Genomic DNA, 19,225 nt, shown 5'->3' on the forward strand with positions numbered 1-19,225 from the left:
CAAGATATAGCATTAACAAGTCCTTAATTGGCGGGACCTACAGTCGACGGCATGGGCCGGCCTTGATGCCGGCATGGACCGCCGAACCGGAAGAAATGCCGCCAATGGCGCGAAAGGCTGCCGCTGGATTTGTGTCGCGAGCCCGCGCCTTGGCGCCGGGGCTGTCGCGTCATGTCCGAACGGCGGGCGCGCTGGCGGCCTGCCTGCTGATCGGTCTCGGTGCGCCTGCCCGGGCGGCCGATCCGATCAGGGGCGAGGCGAGCTTTTCGGCCGGCGGCGGCTTTGCCCGTCTCGTCATCAAGCTCGGCGAGGACGTCCCCTCCGAGGTGACGACCGCAGGCTCCATCCTCATCATCCGCTTCGACCGCGCGGTTGACGTTCCCGTCGACCGCGTTCCCGAAGGCGCGCCCGATTACGTCAACTCCGCGCGCCGCGATCCTGATGGCGGCGCCATCCGCCTGTCGCTGGCGCGGCGCGTCACCGTCAACACCATGAATGCCGGCGAGCGCACCTTCGTCGACCTGTTGCCGGAGGGCTGGAAGGGACCGCCGCCGAGCCTGCCGATGGACGTGGTCAAGGAGCTCGCCGAGCGCGCCCGCGTCGCCGAGCGCGCGCTGCGTGCCCAGCGCGCCGCGGCCGAGACCAAGAAGCGTCCGCAGATCCGCGTGCGGGCCTCGGTGCAGCCGACCTTCGTGCGCTTCGTGTTCGAGATGCCCGACGGCGTCGGCGTCTCCTCCGTGCTCAACGAGCAGAAGCTCACGCTTGCCTTCAACGCCAACCTCAATTTCGATCTAGCGGACGCGGTGGTCGCGGCGCCGCCGAACGTCGCCTCGATCAAGCAGAAGGCCGACATCGATCAGACCAATGTCGAGATCGCGCTGATCGGCGATTCCGACGTGCATTCGTTCCGCGACGAGAAGAACTACGTCGTCGACGTCTCTTTCCAGCCCGACAAGGGCAAGACCGCCGCGACGCCCGAGGCGGCGATCGCACAGATGAAGCCTGCCGGTCACGGACCGTCGCCCGCGCCCGACAAGCCCGCGGCCGAGAAGCCGAAGGAGGCCCATCGCGAGATCGCGCCGCCGACCTCCGAGACGATCGCGCGCGACGCCAAAATCGACGTCAAGCCCGAGGTGAGGCCGGAAGCGCCCGCCGCGATGCCGCCCGCTGAAGCGCCGAAACCGGCGCCGGCTGCCGCCACTGAGGCTGTGCACGCTCCGGAAGCGCCCAAGGAAATGGCGAAGGAAGCTGCGAAGCCCGCGCCGCCGGTTTCCGAGGCTGCAGCCGCGCCGGCCAAGCCGGTGCCTGCCGAAGCGCCGAAAGAGGCCGTGAAGGAAGCCGCCAAGGCTGCGCCTGCCGAGGCGCCGGCCGCGCCGCAGCCCACCGTCGCCAGCGTCGATGCGCGCCGCGACAGCGACGGCTTGCGCGTGACGTTCCCGATTCAGGTCGCAACACCGGCGGCGGCCTTCCGCCGCGGCGACACGGTGTGGCTGGTGTTCGATACGCCGAAGCCGATCGACGTCGAGGCGATCCGCGCCAGGGGCGGGGCGATGATCGGCGAGGTCGGCCGCATCCCGCTCGACAAGGGGCAGGCGGTGCGTATCCGTCTCACCCGTCCGCTGGTCTACTCGCTGGCGAGCGAGGAGGTCGGCAAGGAGACCAACTGGCTCCTGACGCTCGCCGACAAGATCCAGTCGACGCCGCTTCCGCTGATGATGTCGCGCAACATCACCGACCCCGCGCTCGCCAACATCGCAATCCCCTTCGCCAATCCGGGCCTGCTGCACAGATTCACCGACCCCGACGCCGGCGACGCGCTCTACGTCGTCACCGCGCAGCGGCCGGTGCGCGGCTTCATCAAGCGGCAGGACCTCGTCGATCTCTCGCTGCTGGAATCCGCGCACGGCATCGCGATCCGGCCGAACTCCGACGAGGTCGGCGTCGAGGTCGGCGCCGACAAGGTGATCCTCGGCAAGAAGGGCGGGCTGACGCTGTCGCCGGTCGACATCTCTGCCGAGCGGGCGCCGACCGCAGTGCGCCCGATCTTCAGCCCCGAAGGCTGGCGCAAGGGTCAGTCGGACAACTTCATGACGCGTCAGAGCGACCTGATCACGGCGATCTCCAACGTCGAACCGGCGCTGCGTTCCCTGCCGCGGCTCGATCTCGCGCAGTTCTACATGTCGCGCGCGATGTATCACGAGGCCAAGGCCGTGACCGAGCTGATGCTGAGCGATCCGCTGAACAAGGAGGAGAGCGGCGCGCTGATCATGCATGCGATCGCGAGCATCCTGATCGGCCGGCCGGCGCAGGGCCTGAAGGACCTCGCCAATCCCGTGATCGGCAACAGCCACGATTCCCAGCTCTGGAAGGCGCTCGCCTATGCGCGCCAGGGCAAATGGGCCGATGCGCGCGAAAAATTCAAGAACGTCGAATTCGCCATCGCCTCGCTGCCGCTCGACATCCAGCGCATCGTGACGATGGACGCGATGCGCGCCTCGCTCGAGGTGAAGGACTATGCCGGCGCCTCCAAGCGCCGCAGCGAGCTCGAGGTCGTCGGCGTCTCGCCCGAGGCCGCGCCCGGCTTCGCCGTGCTGCGCGGCCGGCTCGCCGAGGCGCTCGGCCACGACAAGGACGCGCTCGACGACTACAAGTTCGCGGCCGCCTCGGCCGATCGGCCGGCTGCGGCCGAGGCCAAGCAGCTCGAGGTCGCGCTGCGGCAGAAGCGCGACGAGATCAGCAAGGAAGACGCGCTGCGCGAGCTCGAGACCCTGTCCATGACCTGGCGCGGCGACGCGATCGAGGTCAAGACGCTGCAGATGCTGTCGCAGATGTTTGCCGAGAACGGGCGCTACCGCGACGCGCTCACCGCCGCGCGCACCGCGACCAGGCTGCAGCCGAACGCCGAAGCCTCGCGCCAAGCGCAGGATCTCGCCTCGGACCTGTTCACCAAGATCTTCCTGGGACCGAAGGGCGACGAGCTGCCGCCGGTCGAGGCGCTCGGGATGTTCTACGAATTCCGCGAGCTGACGCCGATCGGCCGGCGCGGCGACGAGCTGATCCGCCGTCTCGCTGACCGTCTCGCCTCGATCGACCTGCTCGACCAGGCCGCCGAGCTGCTGCAATATCAGGTCGATCACCGCCTCGAAGGCGCTGCGCGCGCCCAGGTCGCCGCGCGCCTGTCCATGATCTATCTCGCCAACCGCAAGCCCGACATGGCGATCACCGCGCTACGCGCGAGCCGCATCAGCGATCTCTCCGGCGAGCTCAGGCAGCAGCGCCTGCTGCTGGAAGCGCGCGCGCAGAGCGACGTCGGCCGCCACGATCTCGCGCTCGACATCGTCTCCAACGTCTCCGGGCGCGAAGTGCTGCGCCTGCGTTCCGACATCTTCTGGGCGGGGCGGCGCTGGCGCGAGTCTGCCGAGCAGATCGAGCTCTATTACGGCGAGCGCTTCCGCGACTTCAAGCCGCTCAACGCGGTGGAGAAGAGCGACATCATCCGCGCCGCCGTCGGCTATGCGCTCGCCGACGACTCGATCGGCCTGTCGCGCTTCCGCGAGAAATACGCGCCGCTGATGAGCGAGAGCGCCGACCGTCTCGCCTTCGACATCGCCAGCAAGCCGGCCGCGGCCTCCAGCGCCGAATTCGCCGAGATCGCCAAGTTGGCTGCCAGCGTCGACACGCTCGACGGCTTCCTCCGCGAGATGAAGCAGCGCTTCCCCGACGCCACCGCCCGCGCCCCTGGCTCACCGCAGGCCAAGGAACAAGCCGACCACACCGGCTCGCTGCCGACGATCCCCGTCGTGCGGCAGATCAAGATGACGCGGTAGGACTGCTGCCCGCGCGAAGCGCGGCCCGCAACTCCGTCTCACCCCCCGTAACTCTGCACCAGGCTTCCGGCCACCAGCGACCAGCCGTCGACCAACACGAAGAAGATCAGCTTGAACGGCAGCGAGATCGTTGCCGGGGGCAGCATCATCATGCCCATCGACATCAGCACCGAGGCGACGACGAGGTCGATGATCAGGAAGGGCAGGAACAGCAGGAAGCCGATCTCGAAGGCGCGCTTCAGCTCGGAGATCATGAAGGCGGGGACGAGGATGCGCAGTGCGAGGTCGTCTGGGGTGGCCGGCGGTGCCTCGCCCGAGAGATCCAGGAACAGCTTGAGGTCCTTTTCGCGCACGTTCTTCTGCATGAAGCCGCGCAAGGGAACGGAGGCGCGCTGCAGTGCGTCCTCGACGCCGATCTGGTTGGCGACGAGCGGGCGGATGCCGTCATCGTAGGATTTTTGCAGGACCGGTCCCATCACGAAGAAGGTGAGGAACATCGCCAGCGCGATGATCACCGAGTTCGGCGGAGCGGTCGCCGTGCCCAACGCCGTGCGCAGCAGCGACAGCACGACCACGATGCGCGTGAACGACGTCATCATGATCAGGATCGACGGCGCGATCGACAGCACGGTGAGCAGCGCGATCAGCTGAATCGCGCGCTCGGTGACGCCGCCGCCGCCAGCGCCGCCGCCGAGATTGATGCTGATGTCCTGCGCATGCGCCGGCATCGCTGCCGATGCCGCGCCGATCAGGACAGAAAGAAAAAATACTCTACGCGGGAGGGACGGCAGCCTCACGAAGACGGCTTCGGACGGCCAAGCAGGGAGGCCATCTCGTCTTCGAGATTTTCAAAGCTGGTCTTTTCCGTGGCCGGCTTTGCGGGCGGGGCCGGTGGTGCCGGCGGCTCGCTGCGTGCGGCGCGGGGCGGCGGCGCAGGAGGTTCGGGCGCAACCGGAGGCGCGACCGACTCGCCGGCCGGGCGACGCAAGGCTGCCTCCAGCCGCTGCGCCATCTCGGCGAGATTCTGCTCGGCGCTGGAGGGGGACGCGGCGGGAGCCGGCGGCGGAACAGGCGGAGCCTGCGGCACCGGCGGAGGCGGCGGCGGGGCAGGTGCGCGCTCGGCGCGCACCGGCGGCATCTTCGGCGGCTCACTCTGGCGCGGCGGCCGCGGCATCAGTGGCGGTTCGCTGCGCGGAACGCGCGGCGGCAGCGGCTCGGGCCGCGGTTCGCGCTCGGGGCGCGGCGCGATCGGCTCGGCCGTGAAGCCGGCGAGGGGATCGCTGCGGCGTTCGGCCAGCGCGGGAGCGGGCCGGCGCACCTCGTCGGCGAAGGACGGGCGCGCGGGCCGCGGCGGCGGCTCGGGCATTTGCGGCTCGGGATGGTCGAGCAGTTCGGGCCGCGGTGCTTCGTCGGCCCAGCTGCTGGTATCCGGCATGGGCGCAAGCCGCGGCGGTTCCGCGGCGTTCGGACGCTGCGGAAGCTGGTCGCGGCCGGGCGCGGCGCGAACGATATTGGGTTCGACGACGATATCGGTGGGCCCACCGATCATCAGGAGATGCTCGACATTGTCACGCCGGACCAGCACCAGGCGGCGCCGCCCGTCGACCGCGGCAGCGTCGATCACCGCAAGCCTGGGCATCCTGCCGCGCTGGGTGTTGGCGCCGACCCGGCTGCCGGCGAATCGGCGAACCAGCCAGGCAGCGACGCCGATCAACGCCAGAACGACGATGAACGCGACGATGAAGGTGATAGGGCTGCCTTGCATACTTGTCCCCGACAAATGGCGCTGTTCTCGTGCCCATGGTCAGACGCGCCAACCACCGGCTTAACGATGCCCCAAACTGCGATCTCTTAACGTCCCACGGCAAGTTTTGCCGTCCCCAACTCTTAATAACCTATGAATCGTCCGATCCAAAACGACTTCTTGGTCCGTGCATGCGCCGCCAAATGGTTGGGTTAATGCCATTTTTGGACGCGTAGAATCACGGGGCGCAAAATAGTGTCCCGCCCGGGGACACGCCGCGAGGGCGTCCTTAACCAGCTGTTAACCATACACGCGGCAAATTCTGCCTAGTTGCGGACCTCAAGGTTCGCAAGAGGCGGAAGGAGCCGCGACGATGTCCATCAACGACCTCCCGGTACTGTCGGCGCTTCGCACCAAGATGCAGTGGCACCAGGAGCGCCAGCGCGTCCTGTCCGAGAACGTCTCCAATTCCGACACGCCCAAATTCCGGCCGCGCGACCTGGTCGAGCCGAAGCTCGACAAGTCCGGGGCGGTCACCGGCTCGATGGGCCCCCTCGCGCTCGCCCGCACCAGCGGTTCTCACATGACGCCGTCGGGGGCTGCTTCCGGATTCGACCAGAACAGGAACGCGGGGTTCGAGACCCGCCCCGCGGGCAACGCCGTCAATCTCGAAGAGGAGATGATGAAGGCGGCCAGCAACCAGATGGACTACGCGGCGGCGACCTCGCTCTATTCGAAGAGCCTGCATCTGCTCAAGACCGCGATCGGCAAGGGCTAGCCGCATGATCCGGGAACAGAACAGCTAGAGGAGGCGCATCATGGCCAATGACAGCAGCGACTTTGCCCGCTCGATGGCGATCGCGACCTCCGGTCTGCGGGCGCAAGCCGGCCGCATGCGGGTGATCTCGGAAAACATCGCGAACGCGGATTCGACCTCGCAGACCGCCGGCGGCGATCCCTACCGGCGCAAGGTTCCGACCTTCTCCTCCGCGCTCGACCGCACGCTCGACGCGCAAGTCGTCACCCTCGGCAGGATCAAGCCCGACCAGTCGAACTTCCGCGTCAAATACGAGCCGAACAATCCGGTCGCGGACGCCAGCGGCAACGTCAAATATCCCAACGTGAACTCGGTGGTCGAGATGACCGACATGCGCGACGCGCAGCGGTCCTACGAGGCCAATCTCAACATCATCAGTGCGACGCGCCGGATGATCCAGCGCACGCTCGACATCCTCAAGAGCTGAACAGGACAATTGAGCCATGGCATCACCGACAATCGCGGCCAACGCTTATGCCAACCTCGCCCGGGTGCTGGAGAACAGCGGTGCCGGCAAAGCCACCGAGGCCGGCGGGCAATCCTTTGCCTCGATGCTGAAGGACGCCGTCGGCAGCGTCATGGAGTCCGGCCGCAAGTCGGATGCGCAGACCGTGGCGATGGCCTCCGGCAAGGCCAACGTGATGGACGTGGTGACGGCGGTGGCGGACACCGACGTCGCGGTGTCCACCCTGGTCTCGGTCCGCGACCGCGTGATCGCGGCATATGAAGACATCATGAAGATGCCGATCTGATTTTGGCGAATGGTGAGTAGCGAATGGGGACGTCTCCGATTCGCCATTCGCATTTCCCGGCACGTCAGACAACCAATAGCGAGTAACAAGCAATGACCGGACCCGAAACCCTCGACGTTGCGCGCGATGCGATCTGGACGATCGTGATCGTGTCCTCTCCCCTGATGGTGGTCGGTCTGGTGGTCGGCGTCATCGTGTCGCTGTTCCAGGCGCTGACGCAGATCCAGGAGCAGACGCTGATCTACGTGCCGAAGATCCTCGCCATCTTTGCCACGATGCTGCTGGCGCTGCCGTTCATGGCCGACGCGCTCCACGCCCACATGCTGCGGATCTCGTCGCGAATCATCGGCGGCTGAGGCAAGATGCGTCAATTATGCGCATCGACGTCTCGCTGCTGCCGGCGCTCGCCGCTTCCTTCATGCTCGCCTTCGCCCGGGTCGGTGCGATGGTGATGCTGTTGCCGGGGCTGGGCGAGACCAATATTCCGACGCGGATCAAGCTGTCGATCGCACTGCTGCTCACGCTGATCATCCTGCCGCTGCATCGCAACGCCTACCAGGTCGACATGGGTTCGCTCGCGCCGCTCCTGGTCCTGATGCTGCATGAGATCGCGATCGGAATCGTGCTGGGCGCGACCGCGCGCGTGACGCTCTCGGCGCTCCAGGTTGCGGGATCGGTGATCGCGCAGCAGATGGGGCTCGGTTTCGTCACCTCGGTCGACCCGACGCAGGGCCAGCAGGGCGTGCTGGTCGGCAACTTCCTGACCATCCTCGGGGTAACGCTGCTGTTCGCCACCGACAGCCATCATCTGGTGATCGCGGCGTTGAACGACAGCTACACGATCTTCTCGCCGGGTGAGACCATATCAAGCGGCGATGTGGCCTCGCTCGCGACGCGCGCCTTCGCCGCCGCGTTCCGCCTGGGCCTGCAGCTCTCGGGGCCGTTTCTGGTGTTCGGCCTGGTCTTCAACATCGGCCTTGGCGTGCTGGCGCGGCTGATGCCGCAAATGCAGGTCTATTTCGTCGGTGTGCCGCTCTCGATCTTCGCGGGCTTCCTGGTGCTCGCCGTGGTGCTCACGGCGATGATGGGGACGTATCTGGATTACTTCATCGGTGTCATGCACCAGTTGATGCCGCTGAGGTCACGGTAGATCGATGGCAGAAGACAAGGACCCAGAGAGTCAAACAGAAGACCCGACGCAAAAGCGTCTGGACGACGCGCTCGAACGCGGCGACGTCGCCAAGAGCCAGGAGATCAACACCTGGTTCATGATGGCGGGCGGCACGCTCGTGGTCTCGACCTTTTCGGGCTCGGTGGGCAGCGGGCTGCTGACGCCGATGCGCAACCTGCTCGCCAATTCCTGGATGATCAAGACCGACGGCAAGGCCCTGCTCGCGCTGATGCAGCAGATCGAGTTCGCCCTGCTCGCGGCGATCGGCGTGCCTCTCTTCCTGCTGATGCTGGCTGCGATTGCCGGCAACATGCTGCAGCACCGCCTGGTCTGGTCGACCGAATCCCTGACGCCGAAGTTCAGCAAGATCTCGCCCGGCGCCGGCTTCCAGCGCATCTTCGGCAAGCAGGCGGCGGCCAATTTTCTCAAGGGCATCGGCAAGCTGGTGCTGCTCGGCGTGGTCATGACCATGATCCTGTGGCCGGAGCGGCATCGCATGGAGGCGATGGTCAGGCTCGATCCGGCCGCCATGCTCGGCGCCAGCACCAGCATGACGATCCATCTGCTCGGTGCGGTGGTCGCCGCGCTCGCGATCGTCGCCATCGCCGACTATTTTTTCCAGTACAGAAGCTGGTTCCAGCGGCAGAAGATGTCGCTCCAGGAGATCAAGGAAGAGTTCAAGCAGTCCGAAGGCGATCCGCACATCAAGGGCAAGATCAGGCAGTTGCGGCAGCAGCGCGCCAAGAAGCGCATGATGGCGGCGGTTCCCAAGGCCGCGGTGATCATCACCAACCCGACCCACTATTCGGTGGCGCTGTCCTACGAGCGCGGCATGACGGCTCCGATCTGCGTCGCCAAGGGCGTCGACAATCTCGCCTTCAAGATCCGGGAGATCGCGCGCGAGCACGACATCCCGATCGTGGAGAACGTGCCGCTGGCACGCGCGCTCTATGCCACCGTCGAGATCGACCAGGAAATCCCGACTGAGCACTACCATGCGGTCGCCGAAGTCATCGGCTACGTCATGCGGCTGAAGCGCGGATTCAGCGCCGGGCGAGGATAAAACACCCGAAAAGTACCGGAAATGGCCGTAATCTGGGAATCAGCGTACCTTTCGTCCCCGCTGCCCTTGCACCTCAGGGTCCGATTCAGGCAGGGAGGACCCCACGCGCCCCGTAGCGCGTTGATTCTCTGCCGACAGGCTGCGCCAGCTTGAGATGACCGCCGAGACCGACCACGACCTCACCCGCGAGCCCGTTGCGACGCACGAGCCGTCGCCGCGCTCGGGCAGCATTGCGCTGGTGCTGCTGGTGGCTGCCGGCCTCGTCGCCGTCGCCGTCGGGCTGATGACGCTCGGGCGCGCGCAGGCGCAGCCCTATATCCTCGGCATCCTCGCCGTGCTGGCGATGGTCGGCCTGTTCAACCTGTTCGCCTTCGCCGCCGGGATCATCCGTTTCGCCGACCGCAGTCTTGATGACCCGGTCGTGGGCCGCATCGCCGATCACGGGTTCGACGGCCTCGCCGTGACCGATGCGCGCGGCCACGTGGTCTATTCCAACGCCGCCTATCTGACGCTGACCGGCGCGACCGGTCCGCAAGACGTGCGCCCGGTCGAGCGTGTCTTCATCGGCAACCCCGACGTCTCCGAAGCCGTGTTCCGCCTGCTCAAGGCCGCGCGCGAAGGCAAACGGCAGCAGGAAGAGGTCCGCATCTCCGGCCAGGACGGCAGCCAGGGCCGCTGGCTGCGCATGCGGGTGCGCCCGCTCGGCACCGGCAAGCGCGAGGCGAAATACGCGGTGTGGTCGATTGCCGACATCACCCGCGACCGCGAGCGCCAGGAGGACGTGTTCCAGGAGCTCCAGCACGCCATCGAATATCTCGATCACGCGCCGTGCGGCTTCTTCTCGGTCAATCCGGCCGGCGAGCTCGCTTACGTCAACGCGACGCTGGCGAACTGGCTCGACTACGACCTCGCCGAGATCGGCTCGGGCGGCCTGAAGCTGACCGACATCGTCTCCGGCGATGGCGCCTCCCTGCTCACCGCGATCGTGGCGGTGCCGGGCGAGGTGAAGACCGAGGTCTTCGACATCGACCTGCGGATGCGCACCGGCAAGACCATGCCGGTGCGGCTCTATCACAAGCTCGCCTTCGGCGCCGACGGCGCGCCGGGGCCGTCGCGCACGCTCGTCATCAGCCGCGCCCGCGACGAGCGCAGCGATCCCGATCGCGCCGCCGAAGTGCGCTTCATGCGCTTCTTCGACCATACGCCGATGGCGATCGCGACCGTCGACCGTGCCGGCAATGTCGTGCGCGCCAATGCGCGCTACGCCAAGCTCGGCCAGGCGCTCGGGCTCGACAGCGCCTCCAAGTCGATCTTCCGCGCGGTCAATTCGCGCGACCGGCACCTCCTGATCGCGGCCATCAACCAGGCCGCCGACGGCCAGGCCGACATCGCCCCGGTCGAGGTGGCGCTGGAAGGGACCAAGGAGCGCTGGGGCCAGTTCTTCGTCACGCCGGTCGATGCGGCCGAGAACGAGGCGGAAGCCGCCATCGTGCACATGCTCGAGACCACCGAGCGGCGCGCGCTGGAGAACCAGATCAACCAGTCGCAGAAGATGGAGACGGTCGGCCAACTCGCCGGCGGCATCGCCCACGATTTCAACAACGTGCTCTCCGCCATCATGATGGCGAACGACTTCCTGCTGAACGCGCACAAGCCGACCGACCCGTCGTTCCAGGACATCATGCAGATCAAGCAGAACGCCACGCGGGCCGCGACCCTGGTGCGGCAGTTGCTGGCGTTCTCGCGGCGGCAGACGCTGCGGCCGCAGGTGCTCGATCTCGGCGATGCGCTGTCCGATCTCGCGATGCTGCTGCGCCGCCTGATCGGCGAGAAGGTCAAGCATGAGACCATCCACGGCCGCGATCTCTGGCCGGTCAAGGTCGACGTCTCCCAATTCGAGCAGGTAATCGTCAATCTCGCGGTGAACGCGCGCGATGCCATGCCCGACGGCGGCAAGCTGATCATCCGCACCGCCAACGTCACCGCGGAACAAGCGGCCAAGCTCGCCTACAAGGGGATGCCGGCCGCCGATTATGTCCGGATCGAGGTCGCCGACACCGGCACCGGCATTCCCGCCGACATCCGCGACAAGATTTTCGAGCCGTTCTTCTCGACCAAGGAAGTCGGCAAAGGCACCGGTCTCGGCCTTTCCACGGTCTACGGCATCGTCAAGCAGACCGGCGGCTTCATCTACGTCGATTCGGAGCCGGGCCAGGGCACCTCGTTCCATATCTTTCTGCCGCGTCACCATGCCGAGCCTGAAGCGCAGGTCGAGCAGCCGGCGGCTGTGGTCAGCGCGACCAGCGGCGCCGGCAAGGACGCCGCGGCGGCCGAGGCCAAGCCGCGCACCGATCTCACGGGGCAGGGCACCATCCTGCTGGTCGAGGACGAAGAGGGCCTGCGCGCGCTGAACGCACGCGGATTGCGCTCGCGCGGCTACACCGTGGTCGAGGCCGAGAACGGCGTCGAGGCCATGGAAGTGCTGGAGGAGCAGAGCGGCGCGATCGATCTGGTCGTCTCCGACGTCGTTATGCCCGAAATGGACGGCCCGACCTTGCTCAAGGCGATGCGGGAGAAGAACCCCGACATCAAGTTCATCTTCGTCTCCGGCTATGCCGAGGATGCGTTCGAGAAGAGCCTGCCCGAAGGCCAGCAGTTCGACTTCCTGCCGAAGCCGTTCACGCTCAGCCAGCTCGTGGCGGCGGTCAAGGAGACGATGGCGAAGCAGGGGTGAGGGTCGGCGGCGCACGCCGTTCGCTCCTCCGTCATTGCGAGGAGCCCGCGACAAAATTGCGGAGCAATTTTGCGCTGGTGCGACGAAGCAATCCAGGGTCCTTCCGCGGAGGCAGTCTGGATTGCTTCGCTACGCTCGCAATGACGGGGAAAGAGCGGAAATCTCGGCCCAAAACCGCCGGTATCCCGCGACCACGGTTCCCCGACGCACCCGGCCAAGCCCCCGCCAAATATGGGCTTTTGCCACATCCCCGCGACTGAGGGCCGCAGCCATAGGTTCCGAAACCGGCTTCACTTTTCGGGAAGTCTGCCCATCTTAGGCGCACGTCCCCATGCCGGGGATTTGGGAAACGCACATGAATTTCTCGCTACGCTCCCGCAGTCTCTTCAAGACGATCGCTGTCGTGCTGGCGCTTGCGCTGCCGACTGCGCTGGCGATCTCGTCTGCCGACGCGCGTGTCGGCGGCGGTGGCTCGTCCGGTTCGCGCGGCTCGCGCACCTATTCGGCCCCGCCCCCGACCACGACGGCGCCCGGCTCGACCTCGCAGTTCAACCGCACCTACACCCAGCCGGGTGCAGGCATGAACTCGGCTGCTTCCGCGCCCGCGCGCGGCGGCCTGTTCGGCCGCGCCGGCGGCTTTATGGGCGGCCTCGCGGCTGGCTTCCTCGGCGCCGGCCTGCTCGGCATGCTGTTCGGCGGCGGCCTGTTCGGCGGCCTCGGCGGCCTGTCCTCGATCCTGGGCCTGATCATCCAGATCGCGCTCGTGGTGCTGGTGGTGCGGCTGGCGATGTCCTGGTGGCAGCGCCGTCACACGCCGCAGGCGGCCTATGCCAATGCCGACGCGGGCGCAGGTTCCGGACCGCAGCCGAACCAGCGCGGCGGCCTCGGTGGTGGTCTTGGCGGCTTCGGCTTCGGCGCGAACGCCAATAACGCGCCGCTTGAGATCAAGCCGGACGATTACGAGGCGTTCGAGCGCCTGCTCGGCGATGTCCAGACCGCATGGTCGAACGAGGACGTGGCCAAGCTGCACACGCTCGCGACGCCGGAGATGGTCTCCTATTTCGAGCAGGACCTCGCCCAGAACCGCGCGCGCAACGTCGTCAACAAGGTGACTGGCGTCAAGCTGCTGCAGGGCGACCTCGCGGAAGCCTGGCGCGAAGGCGAGACCGACTACGCCACGGTGGCGCTGCGCTTCGCGCTCACCGACAAGACGCTCGACCGTAACAGCGGCACGGTCGTCGCCGGCAGCGAGCAGCCGGGCGAAGTCACCGAAGTCTGGACCTTTGCCCGACGGCCCGGCAGCGGCTGGGAATTGTCGGCGATCCAGCAGACCAACTGATTGCAAAGCGATTGAAGACAAGGGCGTCGTGCTTCCCGCACGGCGCCCTTTTCTTTTGTACCCCTTTCATCGCGGCATCGGAATAAGTGGGGGCGCATCGGGTTGAAATCAGGCGGCCAACGACAAACACAACGGGAGGACAAGATGATCCGTATCAAGAGATCCGTGACGATTTCAGCGCTCGCTGCGGCCTCGCTTGCATGCCTTGCGGCGCCAGCCGTGCAGGCACAGTCGGCCGACATGACGTTCTTCGTGACCTCCAATGGCCCGGGCAAGGGTGCCGATCTCGGCGGCCTGGAGGGAGCCGATGCGCAGTGCGCGAGGCTCGCTCAGACCGCCGGCGCCGGTGCCAAGACCTGGCGCGCCTATCTCTCGACGCAGGCCGCCGACGGCAAGCCGGCCGTCAACGCGCGCGATCGCATCGGCAAGGGACCGTGGCAGAACGCCAAGGGCGCGGTCATTGCCAAGGATGTTGCCGAACTGCACGGCCCCGCCAACAACCTCACCAAGCAGACCGCGCTCAGCGAGAAGGGCGAGGGGATCAACGGTATGGGTGACCAGCCGAACCGGCACGACGTCCTCACGGGATCGCAACCAGACGGCACCGCGTTTGCCGGTCCGGACGATCGCACCTGCAAGAACTGGACGTCGAGCACGCAAGGCACCGCGATGGTCGGCCATTTCGATCGCCGCGGCCTGCGCGACGACGAACCGTCAAAGTCCTGGAACAGCTCGCACCCCTCGCGCGGTCCCGATGGTGGCTGCTCGCAGGCTGATCTGAAGAGCACCGGCGGCGACGGGCTGCTGTATTGTTTCGCTGCGAATTGAGTTTGGACGCAACTCTCTCCACCCGTCATTGCGAGCGCAGCGAAGCAATCCAGAATCTTTCCGCGAAGGCGGTCTGGATTGCTTCGTCGCTTCGCTCCTCGCAATGACGGAGTGTTTGGTGGCGCCGTTCCGTCTCACCCTGCCGGAACTCCGAGCCACATGCTACATTGGTCCGTACGTGTTCACGCTCACGGACCTCTCTCATGAAATACGAGCTCTACTACTGGCCCGAGATCCAGGGCCGCGGCGAATATGTGCGGCTGGCGCTGGAGGAGGCGGGGGCCGCCTACGTCGATGTCGCGCGCGGGCCGCGCGGCACGGCTGCGATGATGAAGATGATGGACGCACACAAGGACACGCCACCCTTTGCGCCGCCGTTCCTGAAAGCCGGCAAGCTCGTCATCGGCCAGACCGCCAATATCCTGCTCTATCTCGGCGCCCGCCATGCGCTCGCGCCGAAGACGGAAGCCGGCAGGCTGTGGGTGCACCAGCTTCAGCTCACCATCACCGACCTCGTGGTCGAGATCCACGACACCCATCATCCGCTCGGACCCTCGCTCTATTACGAGGACCAGAAGCCGCCGGCGAAGAAAAGCACGGCCGATTTCTGGGAGGAGCGGGTGCCGAAATATCTCGGCTATTTCGAGCAGCGTCTCACCGAGAATGGCGGCGCCTATGTCACTGGCCGGCGGCTGACCTATGTCGATCTCTCGCTGTTCCAGATCGTCGCGGGGCTGCGCTATGCCTTTCCCAGGCGCATGAAGGCGTTCGAGACAGACATTCCGGGCCTCCTCGGCCTGCACGACCGCATCGCTGCGCGGCCGAACATCAAGGCCTATCTGGCAAGCGAGCGCCGCATTCCCTTCAACGAGCAGGGCATCTTCCGCCGCTATCGCGAACTGGATGGCTAAAGCGTTTTCGAGCGAAGTGGAGACCGGTTCGCGTCAAGAAAACGCGTCAAAAGAAGAACTTTAGCCGGTCCGGAGGGAGGCTGGCGGCAGCCCCCGTTCCGGACCGGCCGCTTCGGGCGCGATCAATCGCCCGAACGCGTCGTGGCCGGCGAGCGTCTGTAGACGCTGCGGCCCAGAGCGGTCGTCTGAATCATCGGGCAGAGGCGAGAGGTCATGCTCGTCGGGGCAGGGCGGCTTGCAGAACATCGTCGCGTCTTTCGTTGCGTTGCGTGCCGCCGCTGTCTAGCGAAGTCCGCATTCCCAGGCGTCAGCCGTTCGGAGGAGGCAGCGCGACGCACGCTCACCAAACGCCCGGCAGCAGGCGATAGCGCACCCGTTCCGCGTAATCGTCATAGCCCGCCAAGCCATCGCGCAAGGTGCGTTCCTCTATGCCGATGCGGATCGCGAACAGGAGGACCAGAATCGGGACCATCACCAGTCCCCACCACGAGCCCAGCAGCAACGGCACGCCGGCGAAGAACAGGACCATGCCGCTATACATGGGATGACGCACATGGGCGTAGGGGCCGGTCGAGATCACGCGCTGCGCGCGCTCGGCTTGCAGCTTGACCACGGGAGCAGCGAACGAGTTTTCGCGGAACACCCACATCGTGAACAATGTCGAGGCCAGGAACAGCGCGAGGCCGAACGCCTGAAGCGCGACCGGCATGTCAGACGATTGAAGGCGCCGGTCTATGCCGATCAGCACCAGCCAGGCCAGCATCGCGAGGACGAAGACGCTCATGAACAATTTGTCGGCGGCGGGCTGATCCTTCTGCAGCACCGGTCGCAGCCGCTCGGCGAGCAGCGCCGGATCGATCCGGTAGAGCCACCAGCCGCAGAGCGGGCCGAGCAGGGTGCAGGTCGCGAGGAACACCCAGGCCGATGGCCAGCGCAGCGTCCCTGCGGAGGCGAACAGCAGCGCGCCCATCGCGGCGGTGGTGATCGTGTTCTGCAGCAGCAGTCTGGCGATCATGCGCGGCTCCCCCGGCAATCTCGCACGATGTTGGCTTTGCTATCCGGCAAAGATAGGGCCAGACGTACGAAAGGCCCGATCGACCGGATCGGGCGCTTCAGCCTAGGCAAACCTGATCAGGCGAGCTGATCGATCCGCGTGCCCTGACCCGGCGGCAGCGGCGCGGGCGGCTGCGGCTTGTAGGTGGGGTCGGCGTCCTTGGTCTTGGTCTGGTCGTCCTGCTGCTTGGTCGTGTCGTAGCTCGGAACCACGATCGCGATCGGCGGCGGCGCAACGGTGGAAACCTTCATCCGCAAATCCTCACACATGGAAACAACTGACCCTGCGCTGCGAGGAGCGAAAATTCCTTCAAGGCAATCGTTAAAATGCGAGCGATCTAGCGAGGCGGGAGGCGCTGTTCTTGCGTCCGCGGAGCACGATTCGAGAGTCGATGGATCTCTCCCGTCATGGCGAGGAGCCCTTGCGACGAAGCAATCCAGAATTTTTCCGCGGAGGGATTCTGGATTGCTTCCGCCTTCGCCAAGGCTTCGGCGGACAAGTCGCTACGCTCGCAATGACGGAGTATGTGGCCAAGTGCGTCGAACCAGATGTGTACCGTGTCCGCAGCAGTTACGAAGGAGGGCAACCCCGCCTATTCGTCCTTGCCGCGCGTGATCGCGATGGACGCATCCTTCTTGGTGCGGGTGCATTCCATGTTGAGTCGCCGATAGCGCATGCTGATCTTGTCGCCGCGCAGCAGACCCATCCGCTTCAGGCAGCGTGTCGCCCCCGTCGTGGTGTCGTCCTTGGTCACGGTGAAGACGATCGCCGCCATCGATCCCACCAGCGCATAGAATTCCGGCGTCGGCTTGCGATCGCCCTTGGCATAGAGCTCGATCGAATATTTGTCGCCGCGGCAACCCACGGACAGCTCCTTGGCCGCCGGGTGCGTCAGGTAAACAACGTTGGCCGCCCGGAAATTCACCTTGAGGCGATCGACCTGGTTCGCCAGCTCCTTGGCACTGTCGTCGCAGCGGTCGGCGCGTGCGGGCGAAATGAGGGTCACAAGGCCGTTGATGGCGGCGGCGACCAGGATCGCGCCGCGGACGTTCAAGTTCAATGTCATGATGAAAAGCCCCTTAGGGCGCGCATTCAAGCGTCGTCGGGCGCGAAGTGCAAGGGTGGGAACGGGCATTTCCACGTGCTGCGCCAATGCCTTCCCGAGCCCTGGCCGCGCGCTCTCATGCGTATCGGTCCCTTCCTTTTCCGTCCAAAATGGGCTTAGAACGCTTCTACGCGAGGGCCCGCGCGTGGCCCCAAACCCCGAGATTCGCCCATGAACGCTCCGACCGCCTTTCCCGACCCGTCAAAGCCCGTTCCGCCCTACAAGCACACCCCGCTGTTCCCGCTGGGCAAGGACGAGACGCCCTATAAGAAGATCACGGCCGAGGGCGTCAGGGTCGAGAAGGTCCTGGGCAAGGACATGCTGGTGGTGTCGCGCGAGGCGCTGCGGGCGCTGTCGGAGGCGGCTTTCGGCGACATCAATCATTACCTGCGCCCCGGCCATCTGAAGCAGCTCCGCGCGATCCTGGAGGACGGCGAGGCCAGCCCGAACGACAAGTTCGTCGCGCTGGACTTTTTGAAGAACGCCAACATCGCCGCGGGCGGCGTGCTGCCGATGTGCCAGGACACCGGCACCGCGATCATCATGGGCAAGAAGGGTTGCAACGTCATCACTGACGGCGACGACGAGGCGGCGCTGTCGGAAGGCGCGCGTGACGCTTACCTGCGCCGCAATCTGCGCTACTCGCAGGTCGCGCCACTCTCGATGTACGAGGAGAAGAACACCGCAAACAACATGCCGGCGCAGTGCGAGATCTACGCCGAGGGCGATGACGCCTACAAGTTCATGTTCATGGCGAAGGGCGGCGGCAGCGCCAACAAGAGCTTTCTGTTCCAGGCGACGCCCTCGGTGCTGACCAAGGACCGGCTGCTGGCTTTCCTGAAGGAGAAGATCCTCACCCTCGGCACCGCGGCGTGCCCGCCCTATCATCTTGCGATCGTGATCGGCGGCACCTCGGCCGAGCTCTGCATGAAGACGGTGAAGCTCGCCTCCGCGCGCTATCTCGATGCGCTGCCGACCCACGGCTCGCCGGACGGCAACGCCTTCCGCGACGTCGAGATGGAGAAGGAAATCCACAAGATGACGCAATCGCTCGGCGTCGGCGCGCAGTTCGGCGGCAAATATTTCTGCCACGACGTCCGCGTGATCCGCATGCCGCGTCACGGCGCATCGCTCCCGATCGGGCTCGGCGTGTCCTGCTCGGCCGATCGACAGGTGCTCGGCAAGATCACCAGGGACGGCGTCTATCTCGAGGAGCTCGAGCACAACCCGGCGCAATATTTGCCGCAGGTCGAGCAGGCGCTCGGCGGCGAGGTCGTCAAGATCGACCTCAACCAGCCGATGAAGGACATTCTGGCGACGTTCTCGAAGTATCCGATCAAGACCCGGGTCTCGATGACCGGCACCATGATCGTCGCGCGCGATAGCGCCCATGCCAAGCTGCGCGAGCGGCTGGAGAAGGGCGAGCCGCTGCCGGACTACTTCAAGAACCATCCGGTCTATTACGCCGGTCCCGCCAAGACACCCGAGGGCTACGCCTCCGGCGCGTTCGGTCCGACCACCGCGGGCCGCATGGATTCCTTCGTCGACCAGTTCCAGGCCGCCGGCGGCTCGATGGTGATGGTGGCCAAGGGCAACCGCGCGCCGGCCGTGCGTGAGGCCTGTAAGAAATACGGCGGGTTCTATCTCGGCTCGATCGGCGGCGCCGCGGCGAACCTTGCCGAGCACTGCATCAAGAAGGTCGAGGTGCTCGAATATCCCGAGCTCGGCATGGAAGCGATCTGGCGTATCGAAGTCGTCGACTTCCCGGCGTTCATCATCATCGACGACAAGGGCAACGACTTCTTCAAGGAGTTGAATTTGAGCTGAGGCCGCGTTCCCCGGACGCTGCGCAGCACCATAAGCGCGTTAACGCGCGTGTT

The 19,225-nt window shown here is 66.0% G+C and carries 17 protein-coding genes; 12 read left to right on the forward strand and 5 right to left on the reverse strand.

Translation table 11 applies throughout. The features are described 5' to 3' along the window. Positions 1-104: 104 nt before the first annotated feature. On the forward strand, positions 105-3,827 hold the full coding sequence (locus tag A3AS_RS0133535; protein WP_049815064.1) for a hypothetical protein: 3,723 nt from the start codon (positions 105-107) through the stop codon (positions 3,825-3,827). Positions 3,828-3,865: 38 nt separating this feature from the next. On the opposite strand, the gene fliP is transcribed toward A3AS_RS0133535, so the two are convergent. Both fliP and A3AS_RS0133545 read right to left on the reverse strand, forming a co-directional pair. Next, entirely contained in the window at positions 3,866-4,624 is a 759-nt protein-coding gene (fliP, locus tag A3AS_RS0133540; RefSeq protein WP_018321860.1) for a flagellar type III secretion system pore protein FliP, read from the reverse strand. Then, positions 4,621-5,592, reverse strand: coding sequence for a flagellar biosynthetic protein FliO (locus A3AS_RS0133545; protein ID WP_018321861.1), 972 nt, complete (start codon positions 5,590-5,592; stop codon positions 4,621-4,623). The genes fliP and A3AS_RS0133545 overlap by 4 nt, the downstream gene beginning before the upstream one ends. 352 nt (positions 5,593-5,944) lie before the next feature. Here A3AS_RS0133545 and flgB point away from each other — a divergent pair, with 352 nt between their 5' ends. The 10 genes from flgB (at position 5,945) to A3AS_RS0133595 (ending at position 15,186) form a co-directional block, all read left to right on the forward strand. Continuing rightward, the gene (gene flgB, locus A3AS_RS0133550) at positions 5,945-6,349 is read left to right on the forward strand and encodes a flagellar basal body rod protein FlgB (RefSeq protein ID WP_018321862.1); all 405 of its coding nucleotides are present in this window, start codon (positions 5,945-5,947) and stop codon (positions 6,347-6,349) included. A 40-nt stretch (positions 6,350-6,389) separates the two neighbouring features. Further along, positions 6,390-6,815 carry a flagellar basal body rod protein FlgC gene (gene flgC / locus A3AS_RS0133555; RefSeq protein WP_018321863.1) on the forward strand — a complete coding sequence of 142 codons (426 nt, stop codon included), beginning with the start codon at positions 6,390-6,392 and terminating at the stop codon, positions 6,813-6,815. Positions 6,816-6,831: 16 nt separating this feature from the next. Continuing rightward, positions 6,832-7,140: a flagellar hook-basal body complex protein FliE gene (gene fliE / locus A3AS_RS0133560; protein ID WP_018321864.1), complete on the forward strand. Its 309-nt coding sequence runs from the start codon at positions 6,832-6,834 to the stop codon at positions 7,138-7,140. A 92-nt stretch (positions 7,141-7,232) separates the two neighbouring features. Continuing rightward, positions 7,233-7,496 carry a flagellar biosynthesis protein FliQ gene (gene fliQ / locus A3AS_RS0133565; protein ID WP_018321865.1) on the forward strand — a complete coding sequence of 88 codons (264 nt, stop codon included), beginning with the start codon at positions 7,233-7,235 and terminating at the stop codon, positions 7,494-7,496. Positions 7,497-7,513: 17 nt separating this feature from the next. Next, complete coding sequence (gene fliR, locus A3AS_RS0133570) at positions 7,514-8,290, forward strand: flagellar biosynthetic protein FliR (RefSeq protein WP_018321866.1); 777 nt, start codon at positions 7,514-7,516, stop codon at positions 8,288-8,290. A gap of 4 nt (positions 8,291-8,294) precedes the next feature. Beyond that, entirely contained in the window at positions 8,295-9,374 is a 1,080-nt protein-coding gene (gene flhB / locus A3AS_RS0133575; RefSeq protein ID WP_018321867.1) for a flagellar biosynthesis protein FlhB, read from the forward strand. A gap of 154 nt (positions 9,375-9,528) precedes the next feature. Further along, positions 9,529-12,108: a cell cycle histidine kinase CckA gene (cckA, locus tag A3AS_RS0133580; protein ID WP_018321868.1), complete on the forward strand. Its 2,580-nt coding sequence runs from the start codon at positions 9,529-9,531 to the stop codon at positions 12,106-12,108. Between the two features lie 331 nt (positions 12,109-12,439). Further along, positions 12,440-13,447: a Tim44 domain-containing protein gene (locus tag A3AS_RS0133585; protein ID WP_018321869.1), complete on the forward strand. Its 1,008-nt coding sequence runs from the start codon at positions 12,440-12,442 to the stop codon at positions 13,445-13,447. A gap of 144 nt (positions 13,448-13,591) precedes the next feature. Beyond that, positions 13,592-14,275: a hypothetical protein gene (locus A3AS_RS0133590; protein ID WP_018321870.1), complete on the forward strand. Its 684-nt coding sequence runs from the start codon at positions 13,592-13,594 to the stop codon at positions 14,273-14,275. A gap of 203 nt (positions 14,276-14,478) precedes the next feature. Next, positions 14,479-15,186 carry a glutathione S-transferase gene (locus tag A3AS_RS0133595; protein WP_018321871.1) on the forward strand — a complete coding sequence of 236 codons (708 nt, stop codon included), beginning with the start codon at positions 14,479-14,481 and terminating at the stop codon, positions 15,184-15,186. A 340-nt stretch (positions 15,187-15,526) separates the two neighbouring features. Here the strand turns inward: A3AS_RS0133595 and A3AS_RS0133600 are convergent, their stop codons facing one another. The 3 genes from A3AS_RS0133600 to A3AS_RS0133610 form a co-directional block, all read right to left on the reverse strand. Next, positions 15,527-16,201, reverse strand: coding sequence for an isoprenylcysteine carboxylmethyltransferase family protein (locus tag A3AS_RS0133600; RefSeq protein WP_018321872.1), 675 nt, complete (start codon positions 16,199-16,201; stop codon positions 15,527-15,529). 116 nt (positions 16,202-16,317) lie between these two features. Next, on the reverse strand, positions 16,318-16,491 hold the full coding sequence (locus A3AS_RS48625; protein WP_018321873.1) for a hypothetical protein: 174 nt from the start codon (positions 16,489-16,491) through the stop codon (positions 16,318-16,320). A 341-nt stretch (positions 16,492-16,832) separates the two neighbouring features. After that, positions 16,833-17,306: a hypothetical protein gene (locus A3AS_RS0133610; protein ID WP_018321874.1), complete on the reverse strand. Its 474-nt coding sequence runs from the start codon at positions 17,304-17,306 to the stop codon at positions 16,833-16,835. 210 nt (positions 17,307-17,516) lie between these two features. On the opposite strand from A3AS_RS0133610, the gene A3AS_RS0133615 reads away from it, so the two are divergent. After that, positions 17,517-19,172 (forward strand): fumarate hydratase, encoded by a 1,656-nt coding sequence (locus A3AS_RS0133615; RefSeq protein WP_018321875.1) that lies wholly within the window; start codon positions 17,517-17,519, stop codon positions 19,170-19,172. Positions 19,173-19,225 lie beyond the last annotated feature (53 nt).

This window comes from Bradyrhizobium sp. WSM2793 (genome assembly GCF_000379585.1).
Taxonomy (GTDB): domain Bacteria; phylum Pseudomonadota; class Alphaproteobacteria; order Rhizobiales; family Xanthobacteraceae; genus Bradyrhizobium.

Coding starts and splice junctions, on each gene's coding strand:
- A3AS_RS0133535 (WP_049815064.1), top strand. CDS start 105: ATGGCGCGAAAGGCTGCCGCTGGATTTGTGTCGCGAGCCCGCGCCTTG.
- A3AS_RS0133545 (WP_018321861.1), bottom strand. CDS start 5,592: ATGCAAGGCAGCCCTATCACCTTCATCGTCGCGTTCATCGTCGTTCTG.
- flgB (WP_018321862.1), top strand. CDS start 5,945: ATGTCCATCAACGACCTCCCGGTACTGTCGGCGCTTCGCACCAAGATG.
- flgC (WP_018321863.1), top strand. CDS start 6,390: ATGGCCAATGACAGCAGCGACTTTGCCCGCTCGATGGCGATCGCGACC.
- fliE (WP_018321864.1), top strand. CDS start 6,832: ATGGCATCACCGACAATCGCGGCCAACGCTTATGCCAACCTCGCCCGG.
- fliQ (WP_018321865.1), top strand. CDS start 7,233: ATGACCGGACCCGAAACCCTCGACGTTGCGCGCGATGCGATCTGGACG.
- fliR (WP_018321866.1), top strand. CDS start 7,514: ATGCGCATCGACGTCTCGCTGCTGCCGGCGCTCGCCGCTTCCTTCATG.
- flhB (WP_018321867.1), top strand. CDS start 8,295: ATGGCAGAAGACAAGGACCCAGAGAGTCAAACAGAAGACCCGACGCAA.
- cckA (WP_018321868.1), top strand. CDS start 9,529: ATGACCGCCGAGACCGACCACGACCTCACCCGCGAGCCCGTTGCGACG.
- A3AS_RS0133585 (WP_018321869.1), top strand. CDS start 12,440: ATGCCGGGGATTTGGGAAACGCACATGAATTTCTCGCTACGCTCCCGC.
- A3AS_RS0133590 (WP_018321870.1), top strand. CDS start 13,592: ATGATCCGTATCAAGAGATCCGTGACGATTTCAGCGCTCGCTGCGGCC.
- A3AS_RS0133595 (WP_018321871.1), top strand. CDS start 14,479: ATGAAATACGAGCTCTACTACTGGCCCGAGATCCAGGGCCGCGGCGAA.
- A3AS_RS0133600 (WP_018321872.1), bottom strand. CDS start 16,201: ATGATCGCCAGACTGCTGCTGCAGAACACGATCACCACCGCCGCGATG.
- A3AS_RS48625 (WP_018321873.1), bottom strand. CDS start 16,491: ATGAAGGTTTCCACCGTTGCGCCGCCGCCGATCGCGATCGTGGTTCCG.
- A3AS_RS0133610 (WP_018321874.1), bottom strand. CDS start 17,306: ATGACATTGAACTTGAACGTCCGCGGCGCGATCCTGGTCGCCGCCGCC.
- A3AS_RS0133615 (WP_018321875.1), top strand. CDS start 17,517: ATGAACGCTCCGACCGCCTTTCCCGACCCGTCAAAGCCCGTTCCGCCC.